30 protein-coding genes and 1 tRNA gene are annotated in these 25468 nt (G+C 48.2%); 16 read left to right on the forward strand and 15 right to left on the reverse strand.

All coding sequences use genetic code 11. The annotated features are described in order from the left end of the window. Positions 1–149: 149 nt before the first annotated feature. A complete protein-coding gene (locus H6F51_01280; GenBank protein ID MBD1821153.1) occupies positions 150–785 on the reverse strand; it encodes a 1-acyl-sn-glycerol-3-phosphate acyltransferase in 636 nt (211 codons plus the stop codon). Between the two features lie 4 nt (positions 786–789). Continuing rightward, the gene (locus H6F51_01285; GenBank protein ID MBD1821154.1) at positions 790–2226 is read right to left on the reverse strand and encodes a DUF3370 domain-containing protein; all 1437 of its coding nucleotides are present in this window, start codon (positions 2224–2226) and stop codon (positions 790–792) included. Between the two features lie 132 nt (positions 2227–2358). On the opposite strand from H6F51_01285, the gene H6F51_01290 reads away from it, so the two are divergent. Further along, positions 2359–3177: a membrane-binding protein gene (locus H6F51_01290; GenBank protein MBD1821155.1), complete on the forward strand. Its 819-nt coding sequence runs from the start codon at positions 2359–2361 to the stop codon at positions 3175–3177. 13 nt (positions 3178–3190) lie between these two features. Here the strand turns inward: H6F51_01290 and H6F51_01295 are convergent, their stop codons facing one another. Continuing rightward, the gene (locus tag H6F51_01295) at positions 3191–4069 is read right to left on the reverse strand and encodes an N-acetylmuramoyl-L-alanine amidase (GenBank protein ID MBD1821156.1); all 879 of its coding nucleotides are present in this window, start codon (positions 4067–4069) and stop codon (positions 3191–3193) included. A gap of 353 nt (positions 4070–4422) precedes the next feature. Continuing rightward, positions 4423–4551 (reverse strand): photosystem II reaction center protein Ycf12, encoded by a 129-nt coding sequence (locus H6F51_01300; GenBank protein MBD1821157.1) that lies wholly within the window; start codon positions 4549–4551, stop codon positions 4423–4425. 221 nt (positions 4552–4772) lie between these two features. On the opposite strand from H6F51_01300, the gene H6F51_01305 reads away from it, so the two are divergent. The 3 genes from H6F51_01305 to H6F51_01315 all read left to right on the forward strand — a co-directional run bounded on the left by H6F51_01305 (position 4773) and on the right by H6F51_01315 (position 7624). Beyond that, positions 4773–5477, forward strand: coding sequence for a response regulator transcription factor (locus H6F51_01305; GenBank protein MBD1821158.1), 705 nt, complete (start codon positions 4773–4775; stop codon positions 5475–5477). Next, positions 5474–6598: a HAMP domain-containing histidine kinase gene (locus tag H6F51_01310; GenBank protein MBD1821159.1), complete on the forward strand. Its 1125-nt coding sequence runs from the start codon at positions 5474–5476 to the stop codon at positions 6596–6598. Before H6F51_01305 ends, H6F51_01310 begins: the two co-directional genes overlap by 4 nt. 204 nt (positions 6599–6802) lie before the next feature. Further along, entirely contained in the window at positions 6803–7624 is an 822-nt protein-coding gene (locus tag H6F51_01315) for an alpha/beta hydrolase (protein ID MBD1821160.1), read from the forward strand. Between the two features lie 76 nt (positions 7625–7700). Here the strand turns inward: H6F51_01315 and H6F51_01320 are convergent, their stop codons facing one another. Further along, the gene (locus tag H6F51_01320; GenBank protein MBD1821161.1) at positions 7701–8309 is read right to left on the reverse strand and encodes a hypothetical protein; all 609 of its coding nucleotides are present in this window, start codon (positions 8307–8309) and stop codon (positions 7701–7703) included. 39 nt (positions 8310–8348) lie between these two features. Further along, complete coding sequence (locus H6F51_01325) at positions 8349–8747, reverse strand: hypothetical protein (protein MBD1821162.1); 399 nt, start codon at positions 8745–8747, stop codon at positions 8349–8351. A 241-nt stretch (positions 8748–8988) separates the two neighbouring features. Here H6F51_01325 and H6F51_01330 point away from each other — a divergent pair, with 241 nt between their 5' ends. Further along, entirely contained in the window at positions 8989–9879 is an 891-nt protein-coding gene (locus tag H6F51_01330; protein MBD1821163.1) for a flippase-like domain-containing protein, read from the forward strand. On the opposite strand, the gene H6F51_01335 is transcribed toward H6F51_01330, so the two are convergent. Beyond that, on the reverse strand, positions 9871–11370 hold the full coding sequence (locus H6F51_01335; GenBank protein ID MBD1821164.1) for a hypothetical protein: 1500 nt from the start codon (positions 11368–11370) through the stop codon (positions 9871–9873). The genes H6F51_01330 and H6F51_01335 overlap by 9 nt on opposite strands. Positions 11371–11762: 392 nt before the next feature. Here H6F51_01335 and H6F51_01340 point away from each other — a divergent pair, with 392 nt between their 5' ends. The 5 genes from H6F51_01340 to H6F51_01360 all read left to right on the forward strand — a co-directional run bounded on the left by H6F51_01340 (position 11763) and on the right by H6F51_01360 (position 14692). Further along, positions 11763–11993, forward strand: a complete 231-nt coding sequence (locus tag H6F51_01340; protein MBD1821165.1) for a PEP-CTERM sorting domain-containing protein — start codon at positions 11763–11765, stop codon at positions 11991–11993. 117 nt (positions 11994–12110) lie between these two features. Then, on the forward strand, positions 12111–12437 hold the full coding sequence (locus H6F51_01345; GenBank protein ID MBD1821166.1) for a carbon dioxide-concentrating mechanism protein CcmK: 327 nt from the start codon (positions 12111–12113) through the stop codon (positions 12435–12437). A 47-nt stretch (positions 12438–12484) separates the two neighbouring features. Beyond that, positions 12485–13390 (forward strand): glutaminase, encoded by a 906-nt coding sequence (locus H6F51_01350; GenBank protein ID MBD1821167.1) that lies wholly within the window; start codon positions 12485–12487, stop codon positions 13388–13390. Between the two features lie 104 nt (positions 13391–13494). Further along, complete coding sequence (locus tag H6F51_01355) at positions 13495–14277, forward strand: aminotransferase class I and II (protein ID MBD1821168.1); 783 nt, start codon at positions 13495–13497, stop codon at positions 14275–14277. Continuing rightward, a complete protein-coding gene (locus H6F51_01360; protein ID MBD1821169.1) occupies positions 14255–14692 on the forward strand; it encodes a DUF3037 domain-containing protein in 438 nt (145 codons plus the stop codon). The genes H6F51_01355 and H6F51_01360 overlap by 23 nt, the downstream gene beginning before the upstream one ends. On the opposite strand, the gene H6F51_01365 is transcribed toward H6F51_01360, so the two are convergent. Beyond that, on the reverse strand, positions 14682–14819 hold the full coding sequence (locus H6F51_01365; GenBank protein MBD1821170.1) for a hypothetical protein: 138 nt from the start codon (positions 14817–14819) through the stop codon (positions 14682–14684). The genes H6F51_01360 and H6F51_01365 overlap by 11 nt on opposite strands. Positions 14820–15034: 215 nt before the next feature. On the opposite strand from H6F51_01365, the gene H6F51_01370 reads away from it, so the two are divergent. Further along, a complete protein-coding gene (locus H6F51_01370; protein ID MBD1821171.1) occupies positions 15035–15919 on the forward strand; it encodes a CoB--CoM heterodisulfide reductase iron-sulfur subunit B family protein in 885 nt (294 codons plus the stop codon). 81 nt (positions 15920–16000) lie between these two features. On the opposite strand, the gene H6F51_01375 is transcribed toward H6F51_01370, so the two are convergent. Then, entirely contained in the window at positions 16001–18136 is a 2136-nt protein-coding gene (locus H6F51_01375) for a tetratricopeptide repeat protein (protein MBD1821172.1), read from the reverse strand. Between the two features lie 110 nt (positions 18137–18246). Here H6F51_01375 and H6F51_01380 point away from each other — a divergent pair, with 110 nt between their 5' ends. The 3 genes from H6F51_01380 to H6F51_01390 are packed head-to-tail and all read left to right on the forward strand — an operon-like array spanning position 18247 to position 19688. Then, a complete protein-coding gene (locus H6F51_01380) occupies positions 18247–18996 on the forward strand; it encodes an HAD family hydrolase (GenBank protein MBD1821173.1) in 750 nt (249 codons plus the stop codon). Next, complete coding sequence (locus tag H6F51_01385; GenBank protein MBD1821174.1) at positions 18993–19358, forward strand: hypothetical protein; 366 nt, start codon at positions 18993–18995, stop codon at positions 19356–19358. The genes H6F51_01380 and H6F51_01385 overlap by 4 nt, the downstream gene beginning before the upstream one ends. Then, on the forward strand, positions 19359–19688 hold the full coding sequence (locus tag H6F51_01390) for a methylated-DNA--[protein]-cysteine S-methyltransferase (protein ID MBD1821175.1): 330 nt from the start codon (positions 19359–19361) through the stop codon (positions 19686–19688). It begins immediately after the preceding gene. Here the strand turns inward: H6F51_01390 and H6F51_01395 are convergent. Next, positions 19672–20097, reverse strand: coding sequence for a hypothetical protein (locus tag H6F51_01395; protein MBD1821176.1), 426 nt, complete (start codon positions 20095–20097; stop codon positions 19672–19674). The two genes, H6F51_01390 and H6F51_01395, sit on opposite strands and share 17 nt — an antisense overlap. Before the next feature lie 153 nt (positions 20098–20250). Between H6F51_01395 and H6F51_01400 the strand changes: the two genes are divergently transcribed. After that, a tRNA-Gln gene (locus H6F51_01400) sits at positions 20251–20322 on the forward strand. Positions 20323–20340: 18 nt separating this feature from the next. Here the strand turns inward: H6F51_01400 and H6F51_01405 are convergent. The 3 genes from H6F51_01405 to H6F51_01415 form a co-directional block, all read right to left on the reverse strand. Beyond that, on the reverse strand, positions 20341–20727 hold the full coding sequence (locus H6F51_01405; protein ID MBD1821177.1) for a DUF2358 domain-containing protein: 387 nt from the start codon (positions 20725–20727) through the stop codon (positions 20341–20343). After that, positions 20724–21290 carry a hypothetical protein gene (locus tag H6F51_01410; GenBank protein MBD1821178.1) on the reverse strand — a complete coding sequence of 189 codons (567 nt, stop codon included), beginning with the start codon at positions 21288–21290 and terminating at the stop codon, positions 20724–20726. The genes H6F51_01405 and H6F51_01410 overlap by 4 nt, the downstream gene beginning before the upstream one ends. A gap of 164 nt (positions 21291–21454) precedes the next feature. Beyond that, complete coding sequence (locus tag H6F51_01415) at positions 21455–22708, reverse strand: DUF4912 domain-containing protein (GenBank protein ID MBD1821179.1); 1254 nt, start codon at positions 22706–22708, stop codon at positions 21455–21457. A 357-nt stretch (positions 22709–23065) separates the two neighbouring features. Here H6F51_01415 and H6F51_01420 point away from each other — a divergent pair, with 357 nt between their 5' ends. Next, entirely contained in the window at positions 23066–23848 is a 783-nt protein-coding gene (locus H6F51_01420; GenBank protein MBD1821180.1) for a DUF2993 domain-containing protein, read from the forward strand. On the opposite strand, the gene H6F51_01425 is transcribed toward H6F51_01420, so the two are convergent. Both H6F51_01425 and cbiT read right to left on the reverse strand, forming a co-directional pair. Next, on the reverse strand, positions 23845–24717 hold the full coding sequence (locus H6F51_01425; protein MBD1821181.1) for a phosphatidate cytidylyltransferase: 873 nt from the start codon (positions 24715–24717) through the stop codon (positions 23845–23847). The two genes, H6F51_01420 and H6F51_01425, sit on opposite strands and share 4 nt — an antisense overlap. Positions 24718–24862: 145 nt before the next feature. Then, entirely contained in the window at positions 24863–25465 is a 603-nt protein-coding gene (gene cbiT / locus H6F51_01430) for a precorrin-6Y C5,15-methyltransferase subunit CbiT (protein MBD1821182.1), read from the reverse strand. Positions 25466–25468: the final 3 nt, after the last annotated feature.

The raw sequence follows: 25468 nt of genomic DNA on the forward strand, positions 1-25468 counted from the left end.
TAAACTATTCTGTTGTATATCGGTTCAAGCACTGTGAAGTGCGTCGCTTTCGCTCGGCTTCCCTCACCGCTTAATCAATATAGCCGGAACAGAAGGAGGATGTCAAGCAGGTTGACCAAAAAAATTTCGGGATTTCTAGAGAGGTGGCATTAACTCTTGTGCAGTAGGCTTCCCAGGATTTTGGAATAGAGGGCTTGAGTAAGAAGCTCGGCAGTTTTCTTATCGTTTTCCTGGCAATAGGCGCTTGTATAGAGGGGGGCGCTGATGCGAATAATGATATTTGCGCGGGGTGAGGCAGTAGGAGAGTAGGAGAGCGAGATCGGCACGATCGGTACTTGCACCCTTCCACTCGCTTCCGCTTGCAGCACTAATCGAGCCAGTCCGGTTTTGAATTCTCGTAAGGGACGATCGCGCACGATTCCGCCTTCTGGAAAAATGACGAGTTTACACCCAGCACAAAGTAGGTCTACAGCACATCGCATACTAGAAATGCTAGGACGAGAAAGATTGACTGGAAATGCGCCAAGCCGCTCGATCAGCCAGCCTTGAATTCCTTCAAACTGGTTTGCGTTGGTCATAAATCTGAGGGGTTCCCGGCTAAGAAGTGAGAGAACAAGAGGGTCCCAACGGCTGGAGTGTTTAGAAGCCAAGATTAAGGGACCTTGTTTGGGTAGATACTCCCGTCCGTGGATTTTGATCGAGCCAAAGTAAAGTTTTAGAACTGCTCGATGAATTGGATAGAGCGACCAATAAAGCCAGGGTTCAACAGTAGCAAGGCTAAACACGATGTTATCGACCTATGAAATTAGATAAAGTTCGGACGGTGAGGACTTGGGGAGGGGTAGCATCGGGTGGATAGAGAAAATCAACCTCGACCGATCGAGTCGTGCTGGGTGGAAGCGTCAAATTCAGGAGAGAGCTACCTTTTTGACCTCGACGTTGAACGAGGTGAATGAAACGGGTTTTGGGAATGGAGCGTTCGTCAAGATAGCGAAGACGAACCGTGCCACGGAAGAAGATGCGGGGGTCGGGCGGGTTGAGAAATACAAGTTCATTGCGGCTGCGGTCTTGTTTGATTGGCGTTTCGATCGAGATTGAAACCGTTTGAGCTTGACGAGTTGTATTTCGCAGAGGCAGCGTCAGGTTGTAATGGGTTGCATAGTTTCCATTAGCGAGGTAAGCAGTATCAGGATAGCGGACGAGCATGGGCGCACTCTGGATTTGTCCTGTGGCAAATGTGCCTTGCTCAAGGGTACTGAGACCGTAAGAAAAGGCATGACCGGGACTTGGAATACTGAGATAATCTTTTCGGTTATCGGTGATTTGTGCTTTCCACTCGGAGCCTTTGGAGACACCTGCCACTCGGCCATAGGTAATGTTTGTCGTTTTGGAGTTAGGGGGAGTAGGGGGAATATCTCTAGGTCCTGCAACACCCGCATTGACAAGCAGATTCAGCCATTCTTCGATCGTAGGAACTCGCTCGGTGCGATTCGGATTCAGGGGAGCAAACATTGCCAGCGTGGCGACATAAACGGGCGCTTGACTAAAGAGGCGCATTAATGTGGAGCGACCATTAGAAGTTGGGGTGACTGTTCCTGCTGGAATGGGCAAGTTCATCAGCATTTGAGCCTGCTTTGGGGGAATGATCATGGCAGTTGGAAGGTTCGTCTGTCTACGTCCACGCAGTATATCGCCGACAACACGACTGCCAGGGCCTGCAAAAACAGTTCCAACAGGATCTTCAACGTGAGGAGGAAGATCGATAAATAGAGCATCGGGACGAGTCAGGTAGGTCGCGGCTTGAGAGATATCTACGTGAACAGGTCGATCGTTGGGATTGTAGATCACGATACCTTGAAAGAGCGATCGGGTTTGGTTAGGATTACTGGCTCTAGAGATGTGATGAGCAAAGATATCAAATCTGCCATTAAAGGCGTAGTTTAGATGGGCTGAAGGAACACGCATCCCAGCAGAAGGAAAAGTCGAAAGCAAAATTCCTTCGGTTAAGACGACTTCAGGACTATTGCTATTAAAAACAGGAACATCATCCAGCTTGCCAGGAAGAGCGCGGATTTCTTGAGCTTCGACGAATTCTTGGGGTGGAACACTTTCTTGTAGAGGAAGTGTTTCCTGGTTTGTGGGTTGTGGAGAAACGATCGGAGCAGGAGAAACTGGAACCCTTGCAGAAAGCTGGGCAGGAGGTAAGAGGGGCAACATCAGGAACATGAGAAGACTATCAAACCGACTTGGATCAAAGTGAATATACAGCAGAAGTCAAAAATGGCACTCCTGATACTGCTCCATTTTGAACATTCTTTGCGTTAATGAAGCATAGAATTTGTCGCAAAGTCGTATCCTATGCCTTCCGTTATGGTGCAAAGTTGCTCTGAGATTAGGGATTCAATCGTTAAGCTGCGATCGATTCCAGGTGTTTTCGGTTTTGTCCTAAGCATGAATTTTATCGGCTTGGGAGTATTATCTCAAGCTGCGGTTGCGGCTCCCAAAAACAGCGATTACTGCGAAGGTCGGTTAAACGAGGGTTGGCTAACTGGGTTTCATCTGTGTCAGTTTCCCAGCGGAAGCCGATTTCAGGGAAATCTACGGCAGCACAGACGAGAAGGTCCAGGGGTATTCATTTACCCAGATGGAACTCGGTGCGAAGGAAACTTTCAGGACAACTTGTTAAATGGTCGGGGTGTTTGTCAATTTGCTAGTGGTAATCGCTATGAGGGTGAATTTCGCCAAAATGTGCGAGAAGGGCGCGGAATTTTTGTTTATCGAGATGGGACGCGCTGCGAAGGAAGTTTTCGATCGAACGCATTGAATGGATTTGGGCGCTGTACCTTCCTAAGTGGAAATCGCTACGAGGGAACCTTTCAAAATAATGTTCGGCAAGGGCGCGGAGTATTTGTCTACACGAATGGAACTCGATGCGAGGGCGAGTTTCGGCAGAACGCCCTGAATGGATTTGGAGTTTGTATGTATCCGAATGGCGATCGCTATGAGGGATCATTTCAGAACAATCAGCGAAATGGGCGCGGAACTTATATTTTTGCCAATGGCAGACGCTCGCAAGGAGCCTGGCGCAATGGCAATCCACCACAGGTTAGACCCGCTCGATCTAGAGCAAATCCTCGTCGGCAAGTGCAATCACCACAGCGCCGACGAGTGAGGTAATTCTAGTTTTTAATCAACCTCCAAGTCTGCGTCCAAGCTTGAGAGGATTGAATGATGCAGTAATGCCAAATTCTTCTGCAAACTCAAGAACACGGCAATGCGCCCTTCCGTCTCGGACAATCCCTGTGAGAATAATCGGTGAATTACCGCCTTGAAGGCTCATCTCGAACAGAGGGTATCCAACACTCGGTTGAACTTTATCCTGTAAATATTTCGGAGCAGTGTCTGAATTACCAATTAAGATACGGCGCTTACTGCTATCCCAGAAGTAGGACAAATTATAGAGCGTTAGTAACTCTCCGGCTCTAGCCCAGGATGATCCATTTTCATCGATCGAAACAGTTAGAGGTTTGCCATTCGCCTCGATCGTTTGATCGCTGACAAACTTCAGAGGTTTAGGGGCGGGGGAAGCACCTTGAAAGTATTTGAGAATTTTTTCTCGAAGAACGTCACCCCCATTCGTAGCACCTCTTCTGGACAACTGCAAGAAGTCCCAGCGCTCTCCCGTTCCTCCCCACATTAAAGGCCCGTAATTTTCATGCACAATCCATCCATCCCGATTAGAAGCGGCTTCAGCGTGGGTCATGATGGATTTAACATTGATGTCTTTTTCTGTCCAGTTCCAGCTTTTGGCAACTCGCGCCACTTCCTGGCACATGGCTTCGATTTGAGCATCAGTTGGTGGTAAGTCCCAAGGATCTTCTCCACCCATACAGGCACAGGAGATGCCAATTGAGTTATCGTTCCGTCTGTAAGTGTGACCGGACAAATCAATCGTATAGTCATGCAGGCGATGAATTCTGCCATTACCGGTCACAATCGTATGGTAATGATCTCTTACAACCCAGTCGTAATGGGTTGCAGTCCAGTGCAGATAAATTTTTGCTGACATATTGCACCTTAATGTGATTGAGCAAAGTGTAATGAGCAATGAAGCGTCTTTGTGCTATTCGTCTTTAGTTGGGAATGTGCCCAAACAGATACTTCAATCGATCGACCCGTTTTTCAGAAATATATAGACGACTTGAATACGGGCTGCTGATTTCGCAGGCTCTTCAAATAGCTTTTGTATAATACCTAACACGGAGAATAAGATTTTACTTTTAATAATGCATTTGATATAAGTTATGCACTTGAGACATGAAAAAGCTCGATCGCCTTGACGACCGAGCCTTGGAGCTACTCTCTCTTAAATCTGATAAAACTTTTAGTCAAACAATCCTTCAGTCACACCATCTCGGAGGCTTACAGATCCCCACCCCGGAGCGCCAACAAGAAGATTACAACTGGACCTGCCAGCATAACCATCGCAACCAAGGTCACTTGAACGAGCGCTTCAAAGTTAATGTCGTTCAGAAAGCTCAAAAACTCCATCTGTCCCCCCGTATACTCTAAGCTCTATATAAAATTCGTGAAGCTTCGATACAGGTTATTTTATCGGTCGATCGCATCATTCTTAAGGAAGTTAACAAAACTCAACAAAACTCAAAGCTAGTAATAGAAAATTCATTGGCTCAGATTTTAGCTGGCGTTAGTTGTCGAATTGCTACATTGGGAGCTATACAAATGGGTGGCGTGCTAGAACACCAGGCGTTATGGAAATCTTGATTGTCGAAGACGAAGCGGAAATCGCTCAACTGATTCAACTCTACCTGGAAAAAGAGGGATTTTCATGTCGTACCTGTCGCGATGGAATCTCTGCTTTACAGATTTTCCAAGAGCAAAAGCCTGACCTGATTATTCTCGACTTGATGATTCCTGGACTTGATGGGCTAGAAGTTTGCGCTCGCGTTCGGCAAAAACCCGGAAGTAAAGACCCATTTATCCTGATGCTGACAGCAAAGGGCGAAGAACTCGATCGCATCATCGGATTATCGACAGGTGCAGATGATTATATGGTCAAGCCTTTTAGCCCCAAGGAATTAGTGGCGCGGGTTCGGGCGCTGCTGCGTCGCACAATGCGCCAGGGAGGACAATCGCAGGTTTACCGCACTCAAAACTTCATTCTCGATGTGGATCAGCGATCGGCGGCACGGCAAAAGGACGATCACACCGAGCCTTTGGATCTGACCACGCTAGAGTTTGATCTGCTTTCCACCTTTATGAGCTATCCAGGGCGGGTCTGGAACCGAACTCAACTAATCGACAAGCTTTGGGGCAGCAATTTTTTTGGGGATGAGCGCGTTGTCGATACGCATATTGCACGGTTGAGAAAAAAAATTGAACCTGACCCCGCAAATCCTACTTTTGTTAAGACGGTGATTGGGGTGGGTTATAGATTTGAAGACATCGCCACATGAGCAAGCCGAACCTCCGCACTCGCTTATTTCTGTCCCACATGATTGTGATGGTCGTGGGTCTGAGTACCCTAATAACGGTTGGCAAGATTTACACCCCTCGCTTATTTTTGGTGCATCTAGAACAATTGCAGGGCATTGATTTTAGCGTGGTGCGGATCAAGGGGCGACTGATCGATGGATTTGAATCAGCTTGGAGCCGGGGCGCATTTTGGTCGGTGGTGGTCGGGGGGACAACCGCGATCGGGCTGAGCTATTGGGTGTCAAAGCGAATCATGCAGCCTTTGATTCAGATGGAGCAAATTACGCAGCGCTTTGCGGCTGGACATTTAGAAGAGCGAGTGCCTAAGAACGAAATTCCCGAACTCAATCGACTAGCTGAAAGCTTTAACCGGATGGCGCAAGATCTTGAAGGAGTAGAGCAGCGTAGACGCGATCTAGTGGGAGATCTCACGCACGAACTTCGGACACCTTTAACGGTGGTCGAAGGCTATCTAGAAGGATTGGCGGACGGCACGATCGAGCCATCTCCTGACATTTATCAACGTCTTGTAAGAGAAACCGTGCGTTTGCGTCGCCTCGTCAATGATTTGCAAGAACTCTCAAAAGCAGAAGCAGGTTATCTACCGATTCATCTGCAACCGTTAGCAATTCGTCCGCTCCTGGTCGCGATCGTGCAGAAATTTTCTGATCAACTGATGGAGGATAGTCCCGCACTCAGCGTGGATTGTCCAGAGTCTTTGCCGCTTGCTTCAGCCGATCCAGAACGAGTCGAGCAAGTGTTAATCAATCTGGTTGGCAATGCTTTACGCTACACGCCGCAGGGCAGCATTACTCTTAGAGCTTGGACAGAACTGGAACGGATTTGGATTGCAGTCGAAGACACAGGACAGGGAATTAAGCCTGAAGATCTGCCTCATGTCTTTGAGCGGTTTTGGAGATCGGATCGATCGCGCGATCGCCATTCTGGTGGAACCGGCATCGGGCTTGCCATCTGTCGGCGGCTTGTGGAACTGCAAAAAGGCACGATTGAAGTAGAAAGCGAGGTTGGTAAAGGTAGTACATTTCGGTTCTCTCTGCCGATTGTGGCTGAAAAATCCAAGCTTCTATCGTTGCGAGAGTAGGGGGGTGTCACTGCTTCGAGATAGGAGAGACACGAGCTTGTCAAATGAGTTTCCTACAGTAGTAGAGTCAAATCCTTAACCCCTGTTATGCTTCCTATAGCTCTTGTTGTGTTAATCATTGGCGCAATTACGTTAGGGGGACTTGTCTTCATGGGCTACTTGTTCCCGCAGAGTCATCGCTCCTACTCTAACCGCAAACCCTAAATGACGCGACTGACTGCTGCTAGCCTCGATGGATCACCCATTAAACTCGGTAAGGTAACGCTCCAAGTTGCTCACGCCCCTGGAAAATCTCCGGCGATCGTCTTTGTGCACGGTGGTTTGGGCAGTCGCTTGAATTGGTGTTTGCAGTGGGATTATTTTCGATCGCAGGGACAAGAAATTCTCGCCTATGATTTGGCGGGACATGGACAATCAGGGCGGTATCAGCGCTATTCGATCGGACGGCATCGCCGCGATTTAACGCGACTGCTTCAGCATTTCAAGATTCATCGCCCGATTTTGTGCTGTCACAGCTACGGTGTTCCTGTCGGATTAGAGTGGGTGCGGCGATATGAAGCAACTGCGCTGATCGCCATCGGAGGGGGGACGCACAATCTTACGCCTTGGTGGGAGATTCCTCTAATTAAGTTCTTTGCGCTCGGTGGACATCATCTTTATCACTGGCAATTGGTTCAGGGATTGCTGCGATCACTGATGGTTTCAGAATCTAATGCAGCCTTAATAGAGTTTCACGATCGCAATCAGGTTCCGAGTGATGCTCATCCTTACGAAGCGATCGAAGCGTTTTGGGGCTATGACGCGCAGCATCATCCGTTGAAGTGCCCCGTTACGGTGATTACAGGCAGCGATGACCCGATGTTTCCACCCACGATGGGACATCAGTGGTTAGCGAATTTGCTTCATGATCAACCTCGAAGCCAGCACATTACAGTTTCAAACGTCGGGCATTTAGTGATGGCAGAAGCTCCTGAAGTTGTAAATCAAGCGATTTCAGATTGGATTCATACAGATGTGCAACCATGACTCAATTTTTGCCACAAGAAAGCCAAGGCTTCAACCTTGGCAGCAGTGACTTGAGGTAACTAGAGGAGAAACAAGATTAGTCGATCGCGTCTTTCACAGCATCATTCAGCGATTTGCGAGCTTCTTTGGCTTTGAACTTGGTATCTTCACCTGCACCAGCAACGCTGTTACCGACGTTATCTGAAACGTTTCCAGCGCCCTGTTGAATGCGCTCACCTAATTCTTTCGTTTTTTCAACTGCCCGTTCACCGGATGCGCTGATGCGATCGCCAACTTTTTTCGCTTCTTCTTTGGCGTTGTTTGCACGACTGTTTACAGCATTACCCAAGGTGTCCTTTGTCCGCTCAGCCGCATAACCAGGATTTTTGTAGAGTTCAGCGTTGCGAGGTTCTGCCTTCGTCGGATCGTTACTGGTGATGTTGCGTTTTGCGTTGTCAACCAGGGATTTTGCCTTATCCGTTGGAATTTGTCCAGGAGGCGTATCGCTAAAATTGTTCATTCCGCCTTCATAGGGCTGAGTTTGTCCAACTGGATGCGAACCACCATCATCCATTTGAGCTTTAGGCGTTTTCGCTTGAGCGGCATTGCTGCAAGCGGTATTCAATAACAACATCACGCCTGCAAAAAACACGATCGCAATTTGTTTTAAGCGGGTCGCTTTGATAAAGGATGCAATTTTCTTCATAAGAATCTCCATTGAAGTTAAATCATGAAAGTTGAAATACTACTTTTCGATCGCGGGATTCATTTTGCTTTCGGGGCGCTGATTGGCAGCATTTGCCGTGTCTTTGAGAAACGCTGAAGCATCTTGTACCGATTGACCTGCTCTTTCAAGCACTTTCGAGCTTGGGTCAGCACGATCGATCATCGGCTGTTTCTCATTCGGCAAAGGCGGCAATGAGGTTTGTTGAACGGCTCCAACGTCAGGGTTCTTCGAGTTAGAGACATCCGACCCTTTGTAAATCATGTCCGAGCCATTGGTATTCACGCCGAGATCGGCTACGAAAAGAGGCGTTGCGCTACTGTAGGCAGTATTTAGGGTCAGAACAAGCGCGATCGCAACGGTCGCTAAAAGCTGTCCAATATTTTTGAGTCGTTTTAGCTGCAAACGAATCAGTTTCATTCCTGCGCTCCTTTTTGTGTCGAACGGAAGTCAATTCCGCTTATGTTTGTCAAATCAGCAAGCAGGGTTTCAGAGGTAAAGGCTGAAACTCTAGCAATTCAGTTTATTGATGCGTCTCAAACATACATATCTGGCTTGAATTTCTACCTCTAACGCAAGTCACATTCGCGCTAGTAGGGAGGTCGATTTCTTTCTGTCTTCAGAAGGATTACGCTAAGAAGGGCGATTCATTCAAGAACTCATGCAGCGTTTTCGGACGAAATGGTTTAAATCCACACTCCGCTGGCTTATTCTCACTGCGGTTGTTTTCTTTTTATTTCAATCGCTGCAAAAACACTGGCAAGAAGTTACGAAATTGCGGATCGATGGCAGGGGGATTGCTTGCCTTGCGGTTGCGATCGGGGTGACGCTATTCGCTCACATTTTCGCAGGCTATGTTTGGAGCTGGATTTTAGGCGTTTTGTCTTATCGAGTTTCTGGCAGTTGGGGTGCACAAACGTATCTCAAAACTAATATTGCAAAATACTTGCCAGGAAATGTTTGGCATTTCTATGGGCGCATTAATGCAGCGAAACAAATTGGAATTCCGATCGCGCCTGCAACGCTGAGCATTCTACTTGAGTCGCTTCTGATGGCTGGAGCCGCTTGCTTCTTTGCAATGGTGAGATTTCACTCAGCAATTTGGCTGCAATGCGCGATCGTGATTGTGATATTGATTGCCATTCATCCGGTCTTTCTCAATGTTGCGCTGAAGCAGGTGAGCAAACTGAAGCAATCAACGGGCTTGATTCAGCTTGATCGATACCCGTTGTTACCGCTTCTAGGTGAATTAGGATTTTTGGGATTGCGATCAGTCGGGTTTATTTTGACGTTTCTAGCGCTGCGATCGATATCTAGTGCAGAGCTGCCGCTATTATTCAGTGGGTTTGCTTGGGCATGGCTCCTTGGATTTATCATTCCGGGTTTGCCAGGGGGGATTGGTGTGTTTGAAGCGATCGCCGTGGCAATATTTAGCCAAGCCTTTCCAAGCGCCCAAGTGCTTGCACTGGTTGCACTTTATCGATTCGTGAATACTTTGGCTGAGGCGATGGGAGCCGGACTTGCCGCGATCGACGAGCGATGGTCAAGATGATTCATCAGATTTCAGACCATGGCGAATAATTGGCTTCATCTGAGAAAAAATTCGATAGTGATCGAGATTGATCGAAGTTCGGGGGAGCGCTGCCTGAGTTTGCTGCATATTTACGAGGTTGTACTGTACGTTTTCAGCGTGAATTGCAAACGTCACATTGAAGATTTCTAAGAAGTTAATAATCCAGCTACACTCTTGTTCCGGCAACTTATCATAATATCGGATTAAGATCGCAATCTGTGCCTCAAGATGCGATCTTGAAGCGCTACAAATGAGAACCAACTTTAACAGAACAATAACTAACGTCATGGAATTGCCTTGTGCCAGCAAAGCAACGAAAAGCGGTGAGGGATCTTGGCGGTTTTCAGTCGTTAATACCTCGATTAGACGATTACAAGTTCTCAAAATGAGAGCATCTGTTAATGGCAAAAAATCGTAATCTACGTACAGCAAATCTAGTTTTTCAGCCAGTTTAGATTGAAGCATGATCGCAAAGCTACTATGCTGATCGACTGAAAAAATCAAATACTTCTGAAGGCTTTGTTTAAATTCTCTGTAGTTCAGAGTTTGAATCTGATTAATAAAGATATTGGCTAGGTTTTCGTAGCTGAATTGCCCTCGTTTTGCAACGATCGCTTTAACCAGCATCAAAACGTTATCCCCTAAAGCGGTCGGATTTTCGGGTGTCTTTCCGGGTACTACCGCAGATTGAGATTTTGCAATATACATTGCTAAATCAAACTTAAATCGGTCTTTTAATTGCCTGGAAAGCGCCCGCGCTGCTTCTCGCTGCTCAATGGGATTATTGCTTTCAACATATTGTGGAACCAATAAGTAAGAGATGTAACGATTAATCCATTTTTTCTGCCGATTCTCATTTCGAGTGGCAAAGAGTTTTAGATCTTCGTAATCCTTACTATTAATAAAATTCTGAATCCAGCTTTCTAAATGCTTAAGATTTGAATTAGCGAGTTGAGATTGAGTTTCAAACTCCTGAAAAGATTGGATAAGAGATTGAATTGCAGTATAGTGCCGTGTAGCATCCCAGTTATTAACTAGGATATAGCAGCAGCGCTTTAGGGCATTTCTAAATTCAATTTCGTTCCGTTGAGCAATAAGCTGCTCGATCGCGTGAGAAACTCTAGAACCTGCGAAATCGCCATTGCAGAGAAATAAACGCTTAAATTCTAGTAAAACTTCTTCTGGAAACCATTGCCTCACAACTTCCAGAAAGAACTGATAAAGCGTTTCTTGAGCCTGCTGAATTTTTGGTGATGTAGTCAATCGATTCAGTTGATGGCTAGAAACTATTTCATCGTCAAATTGATCGATTGTCCCCGCTTGCTCTCCGCTTCCCGAATTACGATCAGGTGAACCTGATGTTTTACTCATGACTTCAGCACCATAACGAACGAGACCCATTCGCGCAAACTCAGGTAGAACCTCTAGGTGATACTGCGAATTCAGCGCCTCTTGCTTCAGTTTGCCCACTACCTACAGATGAGCAAACAATCGCCGCGATCGTTCAACTTCCGTCAAAAAGCTCCACATGCGAAGCACTGCGATTCTCGTTCACCATTCTTTCGCGATCGGAGTGCGGTCAGAATAAGACCAGCCGCCGCAATAAAGTTCTCATAAAGAGGATATGGGTTTGCAAAGTTCAGTTGTATTCTGCTAGGTGCAGGGTGCTTCTACCTCAATCCGATTACCCATCGTCAGAGGACATAAGGGATGAAAACAGCACTCATTGCAGGACTGATTCTAACGATCGTCGCAACCCAAGCAAAAGCACAGACAAAGGAGACCGCTACGGGCTTTTCGCCAATCGCAACTTTCAAGCACCCATCCTGACAGGCAAGCTCCGCAACTACTCACCCGAAGGAATGCCCCATAACTTACCGAACTTCATCTTTTTAGGGGATAACACGACCTCAGCCAATGGGTCGGTCAGAATCACGCGAGTCGATTTAAGCCGGAGTGCAATTCCATTTTCCCCGATCGCAGCTCGTGCCCGCATCACCTCTACTCCAACGGCTGCCCCAGAACCCGTCACAATACTGGGTTCAGGAGCCGCGATCACAATTGCGGGAATATTACAACGGAAACGTCGCTGATTGATTAGAATTCCTAATCACAATGAACAGTGGAAGCAACGATCGCAGATCTGTCAAACCATAGACAAACTGTAATAATCTAGATACTGCGCGGAAAATGGAAGGGAGTTTTCGGTTATGGCAAAAGCGGTTGGAATGGTAGAAGTGCGCGGATTGCCGCCTGCGCTGGCTGTTGCCGATGTCATGGTTAAAGCCGCACGAGTTACGCTCGTTGAAATGGAAAAAGTCAGCGGGGCATACGTGACGATCGTCGTGCGGGGCGATGTATCAGAGGTGAAGATTTCTGTCGAAGCAGGACTGGAAGCAGCGAAAAAGATGCACTCCTACAAGGAAGGTGACAAGCTCTTCTTGTCATCGCACTATATTCCGCGTCCAGATGACAACTTAATGGTGGTTTTACCAATCGACTACAGCGATCGCACGGACGAATTCAATCGCGTCTAAGAATCGGAAAAGGCTATACTCCTGTTGATTTCCTTTTTCGTTCTTTCATGTCTCTGGCAAATCTTACACAGGCTGACCTTGAGGGTTGGGTTGCTCAAGCGCGGCAATTGACGCTTCAAGGACGCTTGCCAGACTATATTCCTCAATTGGCGCAGGTTGATGCTCAACTCTTAGCGGTGCAAACGATCGGCGATCAGAATTTGATTGCAGGCGATTTGGCTCAGCCCTTTGTGCTAATGAGCGTGGTAAAGCCGTTTTTGCTCTTGTTTTTGCTAGAGCAAGTCGGGATTGAGCGCGTGTTTCAGCAGGTGGGAACACAGCCATCAGATCAGCCCTTTCATTCGATCGCACAACTCAAGCTCGATGAGGGGCACCCTCGCAATCCAATGATTAATAGTGGCGCGATCGCGCTAACTGGATTAATGCCAAAAGCCTCTGGAACCGCGAGATGTGAAGCCTTTCGTCAATGGTTGAATAATCTGGCATACACAGAATTTAGGCTGGATGAGAAAGCATTGGATTCGGTGCGTTCGCTGCCTAATCAAACCAATCGGACGATCGCGGATCTTCTGGCGCAGCGCCAGTTAATCGATCGTGTCGATATTGCGATCGATACTTATAACCAAATCTGTTGCTTGTCGGGCACGATCGCGGACTTGGCAAAATTAGGCCTATTGTTAGCCAAACCGCACGATCGAATCTTTCCAGTCCACCAACAAATCGTGTCAGCGTTGATGTTGACTTGTGGATTATATGAGGCATCAAGCGCCTTTGCCGTAACCGTGGGATTGCCGATGAAATCTGGAGTCAGTGGAGCGCTACTAGCGATCGTTCCGAAGCAAGGCGCGATCGCCTGTTACAGCCCCGCGATCGATCCCGTAGGAAATTCGGTTGCAGGAATATTTTTGATCGAAAAGCTGTCTCAAGAATTGGGATTGAGTGTGTTTAGGTAATGAACTTTCTGAAGTGACTTTCTGAAGTGAAAGACGCGATCGATTGCGTCTTTCGCGTCATCCCCAATGCGCTATGATTTGTCCTGTTCAAACGGCGCTAAATCATGAAGTTACGAACAGTGACAGCAACTCGCTATGTCACGCCGCTGCGCGAAGGTGGATCGCTGCCTGCGATCGTCGAAGCCGATGATGATGGAATGTATGTGTTGAAGTTTCGGGGCGCGGGTCAGGGAGCGAAATCTCTGATTGCGGAATTGATGGTCGGTGAGATGGCTCGATCGATCGGACTTCCGGTTCCTGAGATTGTTTTTATTGATCTCAATCCTGACCTTGCCCGCACAGAACCTGATCCCGAAATTCAAGATCTCATCCGCGCCAGTGCCGGTCTGAATTTAGCGCTGGACTATCTTCCGGGTTCAATCACGTTTGATCCAGTCGCCGGAACAGCAGATGCAGAACTCGCTTCGAGAATTGTCTGGCTTGATGCGTATGCAACCAATGTCGATCGCACCGCTCGTAATGCCAATATGCTCGTTTGGCACCGCAATCTCTGGCTGATTGATCATGGTGCCGCACTTTACTTTCATCACACCTGGACAAACTATCTTCAGCGCAGCAAAGATCGATTTCCTGCAATCAAAGATCATGTGCTGCTGCGGTTTGCGACGGAACTAGAAGCGGTAGACTCAAAAATGTCTGAACAACTCACACCGCAGGTGATTGAATCGCTGGTCAATCTCATCCCGGAGTCGTGGCTCGTTGAGAACACTCCGTTTTCGCAGCCTGATGAGCATCGATCGGCCTACATTGAGTACCTATACGCTCGATTAGAGCAACCCCGTCATTTCTTAGAGGAGGCTATCCGTGCCCGACCGCTTGCCCTATGATTATGCGATCGTTCGCGTTGTTCCCAAAGTAGAGCGAGAAGAGTTTGTTAATGTTGGCGTGATTGTCTCTTGTCCAACCCGCAAATTGCTACAAGCGCGAATGGAACTCGATGAAAGTCGGGTCATTGCTCTCGATTCGACGATCGATCTTGAATTGGTGCGCCAGCATCTTGCCGCGATTCCAACGATTTGCGCGGGTGGCAAGCAAGCAGGAGCGATCGGGCAGCTTCCACAACGAGAGCGATTCCATTGGTTAGTTGCACCCCGCAGTACGATCATTCAAACTTCACGAGTTCACACCGGACTGTGTGAGGACTTAACCGCAGTTCTCGAAGATTTGCTGAATAAGATGGTGCGTCCTGCCCGGACAGATACGATCGTTGTACCTGCCCGGATAGAATCAGTTAGTTCATGATGTGAGTGTTGGTGCTGAAGTAGTAGAACGCCGCTAAAAGTACGATCGACAGCACGCCAATTAATGTACTGGTGAGAAGAACTGCTGAGGACTTCTTACCTTCTGTGGATTCAGTATTGGATTTCATAACAGTATTTCCTTGAATAATTTAGTCATTATTTTGGACAGAACAATCTCAGAGAAAATCCAGCTTTAGAGTTAAATCATCTTTGATATTTTGTAATCTCTCTGCATCCGAAGATTAAGAATAATCAGTAAAACCGAGGAATTACGGGAGAAAGCCTTAATGAGATCATCAGTTCGCAGTACCATCAGAGTCAAACGCTTCTCCAAGGTGGGTTTATGGTACTCAAGTACGCTTATTTTCCCGGTTGTGTGGCGCAGGGAGCCTGTCGCGAGTTAGATCAATCTACCAAAGCGGTGGCACGATCGCTCGGCATCGAACTGATTGAACTGAAAAAAGCTTCCTGCTGTGGATCGGGAACGTTTAAGGAAGATTCGCAACTGCTCGAAGATACCGTGAACGCTAGAAATATCACATTAGCAGAAGAATTGAACTTACCCTTGTTAACGCATTGCAGCACTTGTCAAGGTGTGATCGGGCACGTTGATGAACGGTTGAAATCGGCAGAGCCGGACTATTTGAATCAAGTTAACGGCTTTCTGAAAAAAGAAGGGTGTTCGCCCTACAAAGGCACAAGCGAAGTAAAACATCTTCTGTGGGCATTAGTTAGCGATTACGGATTAGAGGCGATCGCCGCCAAAGTCACACACAGACTTTCCGGTCTAAAGTGCGCGGCTTTCTACGGCTGCTACCTCTTGCGCGCACAGAATCACCCCTACGATGATCCGTTTAATCCGAAATCAATGGAAAATCTGTTTGAGGCGATCGGAGCCACTCCGGTTTACTATCGCGGACGGACTCAGTGCTGCGGCTGGCCCTTGGCGAGCTATGCCACTGAGCAATCTTTCAAAATGGCAGGAACCCATATCGAAGAAGCGATCGCGGCTGGAGCCGATTGTCTGGTCACACCTTGCCCCCTGTGCCACCTGAATTTAGATTCTCGCCAGCCGGAAGTGGAGCAAATGACCGGAAAAACACTCGGCTTACCTGTGCTGCATCTGTCGCAACTCGTCGCACTCGCGATCGGCGTTTCACCCCAAGAATTAGGACTCGATCGGCATATTGTTTCCACACAACCCGTACTGGCAAAATTAGGACGATAGAAAAATCTGACGTTGCTGAATGAAAGCATGAATCCGTCATGCTTCGCAAGGAGAGCAGGCTTGCAAATTCGTTAGTCTTCGCTAAGCTTCACGAACCCTCTGCATCTGAGGTTCCCGACATACAGCGCGTTTACGCAATTTTTCAATTGCTGCGATCGCGTGTTGATGCTTGAGTAGATCGCTCTGCATCGAGAACAGCCAAGCCGCTTTTTTCAAGTCTCGCATCGCGCCTGTTTGATCGTTCAGAGCAGTGCGAGCTAAACCACGATGAAAATAAGCAATCGGATTTTGATTCTCGATCGCCAGCAAAGCAGTAAATCCCTCGATCGCACTGACATAATCACCTAATTCAAACTGAATTAGAGCGCGATTGTTGCAAGCGATCCTGTGATGTGGATCCAGTGCAATCACTGTCGAGTAATCTTTGATTGCACCTCGCCGATCGCCCAGTTCATACAAGGTCATTGCTCGATTGAGATAAGCGATCGTGCTGTCGGTTTCTAACTTTGGATGATCAAAGCGATCAATTAATCCCTGAATCACCACAGCGTTTTGAGTCCGAAGCCCGATCGCCATTTCTGGAAAAGCGCTGCTTGCTGTTGCAACGGGCTGGAGTCCCAAGATGCTGTAGGTCGAATCGCAAACCAAGAAGTTTTCGCGAGTTCCCAAGACCTTGAAGCGAAATTGAGTCGGATAGCTGCGCTTGAGCTGCGTGAGTTGACTGAGAATGCTTTTCAGAAAGGGATTAGATGTACGATCGTAGATATAACGGGCTTGTTGTGCAGACGCTTCATCGCCCAAATGCCCCCAGCCCAAATCCAGCACTCCACCTCGATCGAGAAAAGCTTGAAACTGCTGCAACAATTCATCGTCTAGCGTTGCACGATCGGGATAAGGAAATACTACAATCAAGCGCGATCGTGCCTGAGCGATCGCTTCTTTCAGCACAGTCCGCATCTGCTCAAACGGATCAATACTTGGTGTTAGATTAAGCATCAATTCGTAGTCCGACTTTGTAGAAGATTGAGCCGTAGAAGATTGAGCTAATGTTGCAAGCTGACTTTCCGTAATCTCTAAGCGTGAGGTCAAATACTTAATCTGAGTTTGTAAAGCACTGGCATCGAGCATCGTAGGCAGATGACTCATTCGTTCTACAAGCTGCTTTTGGTGGCGATCGATCTGCTGAGCCTGATCCTGCACACTGCTAAATTGTTCTTGCAACTGATTGAAATGCTCATTAAGCATCGTTTGGATTTCATTCTGCAACTCGGCTAAATTTGCACCTGTATTAAGGCGCTCTTCGAGTTGTGCCACTGTAGCTTGCAACTTCTCGATCTGACTTGTTGATGCAGCGGGATGTCCGTTCACCACCCAAGAAGACAAGGTATCGATCTGCTTTCGCATGATCGTATTCACCGATCGCAAGGGTGCAACAGTCTGCTCTAGACTTTGATGTTGGTTGCGAATCTTCTCAATCTCAGCCATCAATTTCGCCAGATCCCGTCGCGTCACTAGCTCTCCTACAACTTTCACCAAGCCATCGACCTCTTGCTTTAGAGCAATGCCATCAAACGGTTGAGGTAAGTTATTCAAACGACGATGAATCTGATAAAGCTCATCTTGAAGCACACGCGGAATGCCCTGCTTCTGGCTGGCTACAACTTCCGAAATCTTTGTCTGCAACTGCACCACTTCATGCCGCAATTGAGCGATCGCGCTTTCTGCGGTTTCCACTCGGTTGGTTGTCGCCACTTGGTCTAGGTACTGCAAGATCGTGGCGAGCGCCTCTGAAAGCTGGGAGTATTTTGTGTTGAACTGCGCTAGTTCTTGTTCAAGCTGGTTAGACTTGTGCTGCTCGATCTTACTGAGCCGTTGAGAAGCATCGCGCTGTAGTTGTGCGATCGAAGTGTCGTGTCGCTGCTGAATTGTTTTGCGAAGGTTAGCAAGATCAACATAGTTCGGACGAGTGCGGACTTGTAGATTTAATTCCTTAATGTCATTAGAAAAGCGCTGATCAAGCTGTGCAATGCTTGTTTTTGCGGTTTCTAACGTCTCTTGATCAAGCCGGGAGCGATTAATTAAATTCAGCAGCAGCAAACAAGAGACAGGAGCAGCGGTGAATGCGAATTGCTGAGACGCGATCGCGGCGACCGACCCAACTCCCGACCCAATCAGTGCAAAATATTCAACCCAATTGAGCCATTTTGTATTGTTCATGTTGCCCCTGAATCCTACAAGTCACTGAGTAATAAAAGCTACATTGCTTGCTGTTTGTCTCTACAGTTGTACGATCGTGGAATCAGGAAATTCACTCCAAAAAATTCTTTATGTCTGATCTGAAAGCGCTAATCTTTGATGTTGATGGCACGCTAGCCGATACCGAACGCGACGGGCACCGGATTGCTTTTAATCGCGCCTTTGCGGATTTCGGGCTGAATTGGGATTGGTCGATCGATCTCTACGGGCAATTGCTCGAAGTCGCAGGCGGCAGAGAGCGGATTCAGCAATATGTAGAAACCCACAAAGCAGAAGTGCCAAAGGGCGAAGATCTCCAAGAATTTACAGCCAAACTTCACGCTGCAAAAACCGAGCATTATCAGGAATTAGTCAAAGAGGGCATCATTCCACTGCGTCTAGGCGTAAAGCGATTGATCGAAGAAGCAAGACAGGCGGGGATAAGACTGGCGATCGCCACCACCAGCCGACCGGAGAACGTGGTAGCACTACTCGAAACCGAACTCGCACCCGATAGCCCCAACTGGTTTGAAGTGATCGGGGCAGGCGACATGGTTGAACATAAGAAACCCGCACCGGATGTCTACTTCTATGTGTTGGAGAAGTTAAATTTGAGGGCAGCGGATTGTATTGCGATCGAAGACTCTTACCAGGGATTACAAGCCTCACTCGCTGCCGGAATTAAGACCGTCGTGACGCTTAACGACTATACGCGATCGCAAGACTTCAGCGGAGCCGCGATCGTCGTCGATCAGCTAGGGGAACCTGATCAGCCTTTGAAAGTTCTGCAAGGACAGATGGGACAACCTTATCTTGATCTAGCCGCCTTGAGAATCTTATGAATTTACGAATCCTCCCTGCCGCGATCGGTCTTTTGATTGCGATGCCCGCTTTTGCCGAACGACTTGAGCTAAAAAATCCAGCTTGGAAAGAAGTTCCCAACACTCAGTTCGACGGAACTGCCTACGTGAACGTCAATGGCATTCAAAAAGCAGGGAGTAACGTGATTTATGAAGTTGTGAATGCAGAGGCAGCTTATTCCCAAGTCGAAATGAACTGTAAGATGCAACGGTTTCGTACCGTAAAAATGGGATATTTTGAATCACGATCGCGAATCAATTATAAAGTCGTAAACGATCCCTGGATCAAACCCGAAACAGCTTACCATAAAGCACTCGCAGCCTTTGTTTGCCGCTTGAAGTAGATGTCTAAGTACCAGCAGATTTACAACGTTGTCCGTCAAATTCCCTATGGTCAAGTTGCCACTTATGGACAAGTTGCCGAACTTGCAGGGCTGCCCAGACAAGCGCGTTTAGTCGGATATGCGCTCTTTCGCGCCACCGATCCGAATCTAGCAGTCCCTTGGCATCGTGTGATTAATGCTAAGGGCGAAATCTCGATGTCGCCGCTCCGAGAAGGCATGGACTACATTCAGCGATCGCTGCTCGAATCCGAGGGGATCGAGTTCGATTGCAACGGTAAACTCAGTCTGACGCGCCATCGCTGGCAGCCGGATCTCACTCAGTTTGGTTAAAAATTTCTAGCACTCGCTGACAAAACGCTTTGAGTCTTGCCTCCGCTTCGGGTGCAGGTTGGCTCTCTCCTTCAAACATCCAATGCTGCACCGTTGAAAATTGCCATTGCTTGCCCTTGTGGTCAAATCCGGCGGCTTCAATCCCGATCGCTCGTCGATCCTGGGTTTCTGTATCAAAGTGAAAGCGAATCTGGATCAACGCACTGCGACACTGAAACGATCGACTCCGCCCCGGAAAGTGAAAGCCAAGATCGATCGACTCTGGATCAATCCATTCGCGGGTATCTGGATCATTTGCCCAAGGCTTGAGATCCACACGCGCATCAGGAAAATCAGTTTTTATCAGGTTGGTGACGGTGGCGATTTTGCTGGCGAGTTCTAAACTGGTCGCTTGTTCGGCTGCATTCACGATCGCACGGCTCCGAATCGAGTGATATAAAACGTCACGATGTTATCTTTCCATCATATGGATTGCTCCACTCTGAAGCAGTACGACTTGATACGAAAGAAATTTTTTGACAAAACTTCGGAGGTTGATGTTATATTACTTAAAGCGATGCGATGGGGCGTCGCCAAGCGGTAAGGCACCGGGTTTTGGTCCCGGCATTCCTAGGTTCGAATCCTAGCGCCCCAGTTTTTCTCACATAAGATATTAATCTGTGCTGGAGTTAAAGATTTGCTTCACCACCTCCCAGCGCGAGCAATCCCAGTAATCGATGTGCGATGAAATCAGCCCATCGGGATTCACCTTTAATTCACTTCTACCTGAAATTGCCATTCTCGGCTTCCACGGCAACGGTGCATTCCAGCTCAGCGTCCAGCGCATCTTAATTTCATCGCCGACCTGCTCGATCGCGTGCAAATCCATTCGCACATTCAGAAACGCCGTCCCAATAAACTTGATCATGGCGCGATAGCGATCGACTCCCTCAAACCGATTCATCGGATCTTGAAAAAACACATCCGATGCATACAGGCTGTAAGTCTGATCGGCTGGGAACCGTGCATAATCCTGACGCAATTGTTCGACTAAATTCACGGCTCCACCTCATCCCACAGTCGTCTCAATTGTCGTTGCCAAGCATCCATTGTCTGAGAGCGAGACTGCGCCCCCATCGCTAAGTCTCCCATAATTCCTTCTTGGTAGAAGCGATCGAGCGTTTGCATGGTTGCTTCTAAAGATTGTCCTTGCCGCTTTGCCACTTGTACAATCTGGCGAATCCGCTTTTCAACAAAGGTATTAAACACTTCATCCAATCCTTGCTGCTGCACCGCAATCAGCCGCTGCACCGCAGCCTGTAAATCTGCGATCGACAAATCCGCCAGTGAATGCTGAAACACAGTCCACAGTACCCCCTGATGCAAGGCATAGCGGGTTTCCTGGGTCAAATCAAAGTTTGCTTCTAAAAGCTGTTCCCAATAGGGTTCGGCATCCTGGGCAGGCGCGATCGGCAGTAGCGCCCGCAACCAGGTTTGATCCTCAGATAACAAGATTAATAATCGAAACTGCGGCGTTTCAACCTGAAACGATCCCACAGCTAGCGCCTGAGCTTGCTCTCCAAAGAGACTCGTGAGCATTGCAGACAATTCATCCAAAGTCATATCAATTACAGATAAATAGTTAGAGGGCGAACTAACATCCTTCTTCTCTAATGTAATCGCAACCATAAAAAAAACCTGACCAATTGCTGATCAGGGTGGAAGGGAGAACTCAATAGAAGGATGAAACACTCGGTTTTATCATCATCCTTCGTGCTTTGACTGGTCTATGCCAGCCATTCTTCGATCGCTTCTTCTTTCGTGTTGGTGCGGCGTGCAGGCGTTTCGCGCTCAAACTTCATGTGAATCTCGCGATTTTGTTCGCCATCTGCCGCCACTGCCATGATCGGGAAGTCGATTAACCCATCCTGGAACGACATCTGGAAGCGGAAGGTTCCATCCGGGTTGAGTTTGATCGGACGACCGCCGATCGTCACCGTGGCATCGGGTTCTGTTGCCCCGTAAACGATCAGTTCCGCATCGGCAATCAGCCAGAACTTACGCGGACGAATAGGTGGTGCCGAAGCCGAGAAGCCAACACCGGACATCGTTAGACCCGATACTGTTGGCATTGCCCACATTCCCACACCCGACGGGAACACATAAGAGCTAATCGCCTCAAGGTGCGGTGCGGCGGCAGAGTGCTGCATCGAACCATAGAGCGATCCTGCAATCCGCATCGCTTCAGTGGTTTGCGCCATGCCAAAGATCTGATCGTAAATCGGGTTGCCTTGGACTCCACCGTTAACGCCTGCAACTGCAGTTTTCTGGCTGGGGGGAACCAGTTCTGCAAAGGTCTTGCCGCGCAGATCTTCTTCCCAAGCCAAGGTAATGAAGTGATCTTCAATCCAGTCAGAGGGATAAACCGGAGGTACTCGCACCGGAGCCGATCGCGCTAGTACCAGCCAGCGCCCGTCTGCTGATCGGTAACCGATTTCAATCGCGTAATCACGATCGCTCACCGGAACAGGTAAATACCATTCCCGCGCCATCTCATCGCAGGGATATTCTTGGACGCTATGGGGGCTTTGGTAATCCAGGTTGATCTCCGTCACGTCATACACGCGCAGCGCTAACTGTTGTCCACCTTGACGACGGAGTTCTTGCTTGTGCTCGTTTGGAATATCCCAATACGCATATGCCCACTGCGGATCACGAGGCATAAGCACGACTCGGCTTTCTCCGTATCCTTCTGGGAGATCAATCAAGTCGGCATCTACTGTTGATAGCACGTTTGCCGTGATCACAGTTTCTAATTGAGGGTCATCTTGTCCAACGTCGAATTTAGTTGCTTCCACGGCTTCCTGTGCCTCTAAGGTGCGTGATGGGGTAGGGGAAAATCGTGTCCGTTCAATCTCCTGAATCGATGCAAGCAGTTGATCTTTTCGCATCCGGCTATAGCGTGATACGCCATATTCACTGGCAACTCGACGTAGTTGACGCAGCGTCATTTCAGTGAGAGGGGGACGTTCTGTAGCCATATCACTTCTCCGTGATTTATGTTTCAGTCCGTTCTCAAGCGCTCAGGCATCTTCTTGATCGCAGATTGCGGTCAGGGGATCACCCAATTCAGAGAAACTGGAGGTTGGGGATCAAAAGATGTTTCATATAGTGCAGGAAACCCTCTAATCGATCAAGGGGTGGGAGCGCTTGATTTAACGGCTTTTTACGGGTTTTCGGGGAATTTCGGGATCGTTATGTCAGAGTATCATAATAATTCAACGAGTTTGGGATCGTAGCTGGGATCAAAAATAGGGAATAGTGTCAGCATTTCATGACACTATTCAGAAGCAGAGGCTTTCCTGTAAACTGCTGTAAGCTACCTCGAAAAACGGTGTATGACTTTGGGCGATCGCGAAACGACTGAATTTGAGGAACCGACCCCTGAATCGGACGTACCTTCAAGCAGAAGGAGCCGACTGATTAGTAAAGCGCTGAGACCCGCAGTGCAACTGTGGCTCAGGTCGCAGGTTGAGCAGGTTGAAGCGTTACAGGTTGAGATTACAGCAGGCGATCGTCAAATTCTTTCCGGTTATATCGAGCAAGTCACCCTGTCGGCAAAGAATGCAATCTATCAGGGCTTAGTGCTGAATCAGGTCGAGTTAACTGGACAGAATATTCGAGTAAATGCAGGGCAAGTCGTGCGAGGCAAACCTTTTCGATTGCTCGAACCGATTCGGATTGTGGGATCAGTTTTGTTAGAAGCAGCAGATCTGAATGCGTCGCTGAATGCTCCCTTGCTCAAAGCGGGGGTGACAGAATTTTTACAAACGCTTTTACAATCTGGGGCTGCGGGGATCAGTAGCAATCGTGATCTCAATTTGCAAAACCTGACAATTCAACTGCGATCGCAGCAGGTCGTTTTGGGCGCAACGTTGGTTTCTGACAGTGGCAATGAAACCCCGATCGCGATTCGCACCGGATTTGCGCTGACGGCTCCGAATTTACTGAAGCTCGTGAATCCTCAGTGGCTTCCTCATGTGACCGCAAAGCGAGGACTGCCGCTCTCTGACCTCGATGGCTATACGTTCAATTTGGGCAGTGAAACTGAGATTCACGAACTCGCGATCGATCCCGAAAAAGTGACTTGTCAGGGGAAATTAATCGTTCTTCCTGTTTAAGAGTGAGGCAGTAGCGGCAGAACGATCGTCACGAAGTAGTACACCAAGGGCGCAGTAAAGACGTAGCTATCAGCACGATCGAGGATACCGCCGTGACCCGGAATAAGCTGACCTGAATCTTTCACGCCCGCATCGCGCTTCATCATCGATTCGGTTAGATCTCCGAGCAAGCTGGCAATTCCGATCAATAAGCCGATCGAGACTCCTGTGATTGGCCATCCCGACCAGTTGAGAGACCAAGAGCCGACGATCGCAACTGCCACACTTGCCGACACGCCAAACACCGCACCCTCAACTGTCTTTTTCGGGCTGATGTCAGAAAGACGAGTTCGACCGATCCAGCGACCCACGGTATAAGCACCAATATCTGCCGCCCACATACACACAAATGCCAACAGCGTATGGGTGAGTCCTTGAGGAAGTGCGTCTAAACTTTGCCAAGACGTGATCCAGAAGCCATCAAGCGGAAGGTTGCTCAGGTCAGCTTGTCCGAGCGATCGCAGTCTGATCCAGAAGCTTGGCAAATATCCCACGTAGAACAACCCCATGATCGAAGCGGAAATATCCGCGATCGTGGCGAATTTTGGCTGAAACAACAGATAGAAACAGATCAAAGTTCCTGCAACCGGGAAGATTGCATCTGCTAGGGCGGGATTGAGATTCGAGATGAAGACAAGAATTTGCGTCACTACAAGCGTTGTTTTCACAGCGGGAGCGATTCCCTTAGCGCGGACAAGCTCAAAATACTCTAACTGTCCGAGGTAAATAATCACCGCAAAAAACGCAGTGAAATACCAGCCGCCCAGTAAGAACATTACTAAAGCGACGACGATCGCAACAAAGCCACTGAGAATGCGAGACCAAGGCATAAGATTTTCAGCGTTCACGATAGAAACTTGGTCTAACTGTCCCTTTCTCAACCCGCTCTTGGGGTTTGTCCTACTTCAAAGTTAGAGTCAGGTTAAGAAGGTTAAGCGTCATTTGGATCACTTTATCAGAGTGCAGCATGAAATTTCATTCGAGCTTTTCGCCACTGAGAACGAAGATCGGATCGACGGCGACAAAGGATTGACTCGTACCGCGAGTTTCAAGCCGATTAATCGCGGATTGCACCACTTCAATATTCCGGGCATGAAGTTCAGCAAAGCTTTCTGAAATTTTATAGAGGTTCTCTAAGCTTGCAGCAGTCGCTACAATGCGCCCTTGAGGTCTGAGTAAATGCCACACTTCCGCCAGGATTGCTTTGATCGATCGACCCCCTTCAATACACACGCGATCGGGCATCTGTTTGAGATTCTTTAAACATTCGGGGGCACTGCCTTCGATGATTTCAACATTTTTTACTCCGAACCGATCGCAGTTACGCTGAATCAAGGCTGCCACTTCTTCATCTCGCTCGATCGCGACAATTTGACCCTGCGGACACAATAATCCCGCTTCGACGGGAATGGTTCCGGTTCCGGCTCCGATGTCCCATAAGACAGAATCCGGTCGGAGTCGAAGTTGGCAAAGCAGCAGTAGACGGATTTCACGCTGACTCATGGGAATTCCGGGTAAGCTCTCAAACAACTCGTCAGGAATTCCAGGTGTGACATAAGACCAGAGCGGGGAAGCCATACA

The organism is Cyanobacteria bacterium FACHB-DQ100, assembly GCA_014695195.1.
GTDB lineage: Bacteria > Cyanobacteriota > Cyanobacteriia > Leptolyngbyales > Leptolyngbyaceae > Leptolyngbya.

Bases quoted from the DNA above. Each gene is read 5' to 3' on its own strand.
- H6F51_01285 (MBD1821154.1), bottom strand. From the start codon at position 2,226: ATGTTCCTGATGTTGCCCCTCTTACCTCCTGCCCAGCTTTCTGCAAGG.
- H6F51_01290 (MBD1821155.1), top strand. From the start codon at position 2,359: ATGCCTTCCGTTATGGTGCAAAGTTGCTCTGAGATTAGGGATTCAATC.
- H6F51_01295 (MBD1821156.1), bottom strand. From the start codon at position 4,069: ATGTCAGCAAAAATTTATCTGCACTGGACTGCAACCCATTACGACTGG.
- H6F51_01300 (MBD1821157.1), bottom strand. From the start codon at position 4,551: ATGGAGTTTTTGAGCTTTCTGAACGACATTAACTTTGAAGCGCTCGTT.
- H6F51_01305 (MBD1821158.1), top strand. From the start codon at position 4,773: ATGGAAATCTTGATTGTCGAAGACGAAGCGGAAATCGCTCAACTGATT.
- H6F51_01310 (MBD1821159.1), top strand. From the start codon at position 5,474: ATGAGCAAGCCGAACCTCCGCACTCGCTTATTTCTGTCCCACATGATT.
- H6F51_01315 (MBD1821160.1), top strand. From the start codon at position 6,803: ATGACGCGACTGACTGCTGCTAGCCTCGATGGATCACCCATTAAACTC.
- H6F51_01320 (MBD1821161.1), bottom strand. From the start codon at position 8,309: ATGAAGAAAATTGCATCCTTTATCAAAGCGACCCGCTTAAAACAAATT.
- H6F51_01325 (MBD1821162.1), bottom strand. From the start codon at position 8,747: ATGAAACTGATTCGTTTGCAGCTAAAACGACTCAAAAATATTGGACAG.
- H6F51_01330 (MBD1821163.1), top strand. From the start codon at position 8,989: ATGCAGCGTTTTCGGACGAAATGGTTTAAATCCACACTCCGCTGGCTT.
- H6F51_01340 (MBD1821165.1), top strand. From the start codon at position 11,763: ATGCCCCATAACTTACCGAACTTCATCTTTTTAGGGGATAACACGACC.
- H6F51_01345 (MBD1821166.1), top strand. From the start codon at position 12,111: ATGGCAAAAGCGGTTGGAATGGTAGAAGTGCGCGGATTGCCGCCTGCG.
- H6F51_01350 (MBD1821167.1), top strand. From the start codon at position 12,485: ATGTCTCTGGCAAATCTTACACAGGCTGACCTTGAGGGTTGGGTTGCT.
- H6F51_01355 (MBD1821168.1), top strand. From the start codon at position 13,495: ATGAAGTTACGAACAGTGACAGCAACTCGCTATGTCACGCCGCTGCGC.
- H6F51_01365 (MBD1821170.1), bottom strand. From the start codon at position 14,819: ATGAAATCCAATACTGAATCCACAGAAGGTAAGAAGTCCTCAGCAGTT.
- H6F51_01370 (MBD1821171.1), top strand. From the start codon at position 15,035: ATGGTACTCAAGTACGCTTATTTTCCCGGTTGTGTGGCGCAGGGAGCC.
- H6F51_01375 (MBD1821172.1), bottom strand. From the start codon at position 18,136: ATGAACAATACAAAATGGCTCAATTGGGTTGAATATTTTGCACTGATT.
- H6F51_01380 (MBD1821173.1), top strand. From the start codon at position 18,247: ATGTCTGATCTGAAAGCGCTAATCTTTGATGTTGATGGCACGCTAGCC.
- H6F51_01385 (MBD1821174.1), top strand. From the start codon at position 18,993: ATGAATTTACGAATCCTCCCTGCCGCGATCGGTCTTTTGATTGCGATG.
- H6F51_01390 (MBD1821175.1), top strand. From the start codon at position 19,359: ATGTCTAAGTACCAGCAGATTTACAACGTTGTCCGTCAAATTCCCTAT.
- H6F51_01410 (MBD1821178.1), bottom strand. From the start codon at position 21,290: ATGACTTTGGATGAATTGTCTGCAATGCTCACGAGTCTCTTTGGAGAG.
- H6F51_01415 (MBD1821179.1), bottom strand. From the start codon at position 22,708: ATGGCTACAGAACGTCCCCCTCTCACTGAAATGACGCTGCGTCAACTA.
- H6F51_01420 (MBD1821180.1), top strand. From the start codon at position 23,066: ATGACTTTGGGCGATCGCGAAACGACTGAATTTGAGGAACCGACCCCT.
- H6F51_01425 (MBD1821181.1), bottom strand. From the start codon at position 24,717: ATGCCTTGGTCTCGCATTCTCAGTGGCTTTGTTGCGATCGTCGTCGCT.
- cbiT (MBD1821182.1), bottom strand. From the start codon at position 25,465: ATGGCTTCCCCGCTCTGGTCTTATGTCACACCTGGAATTCCTGACGAG.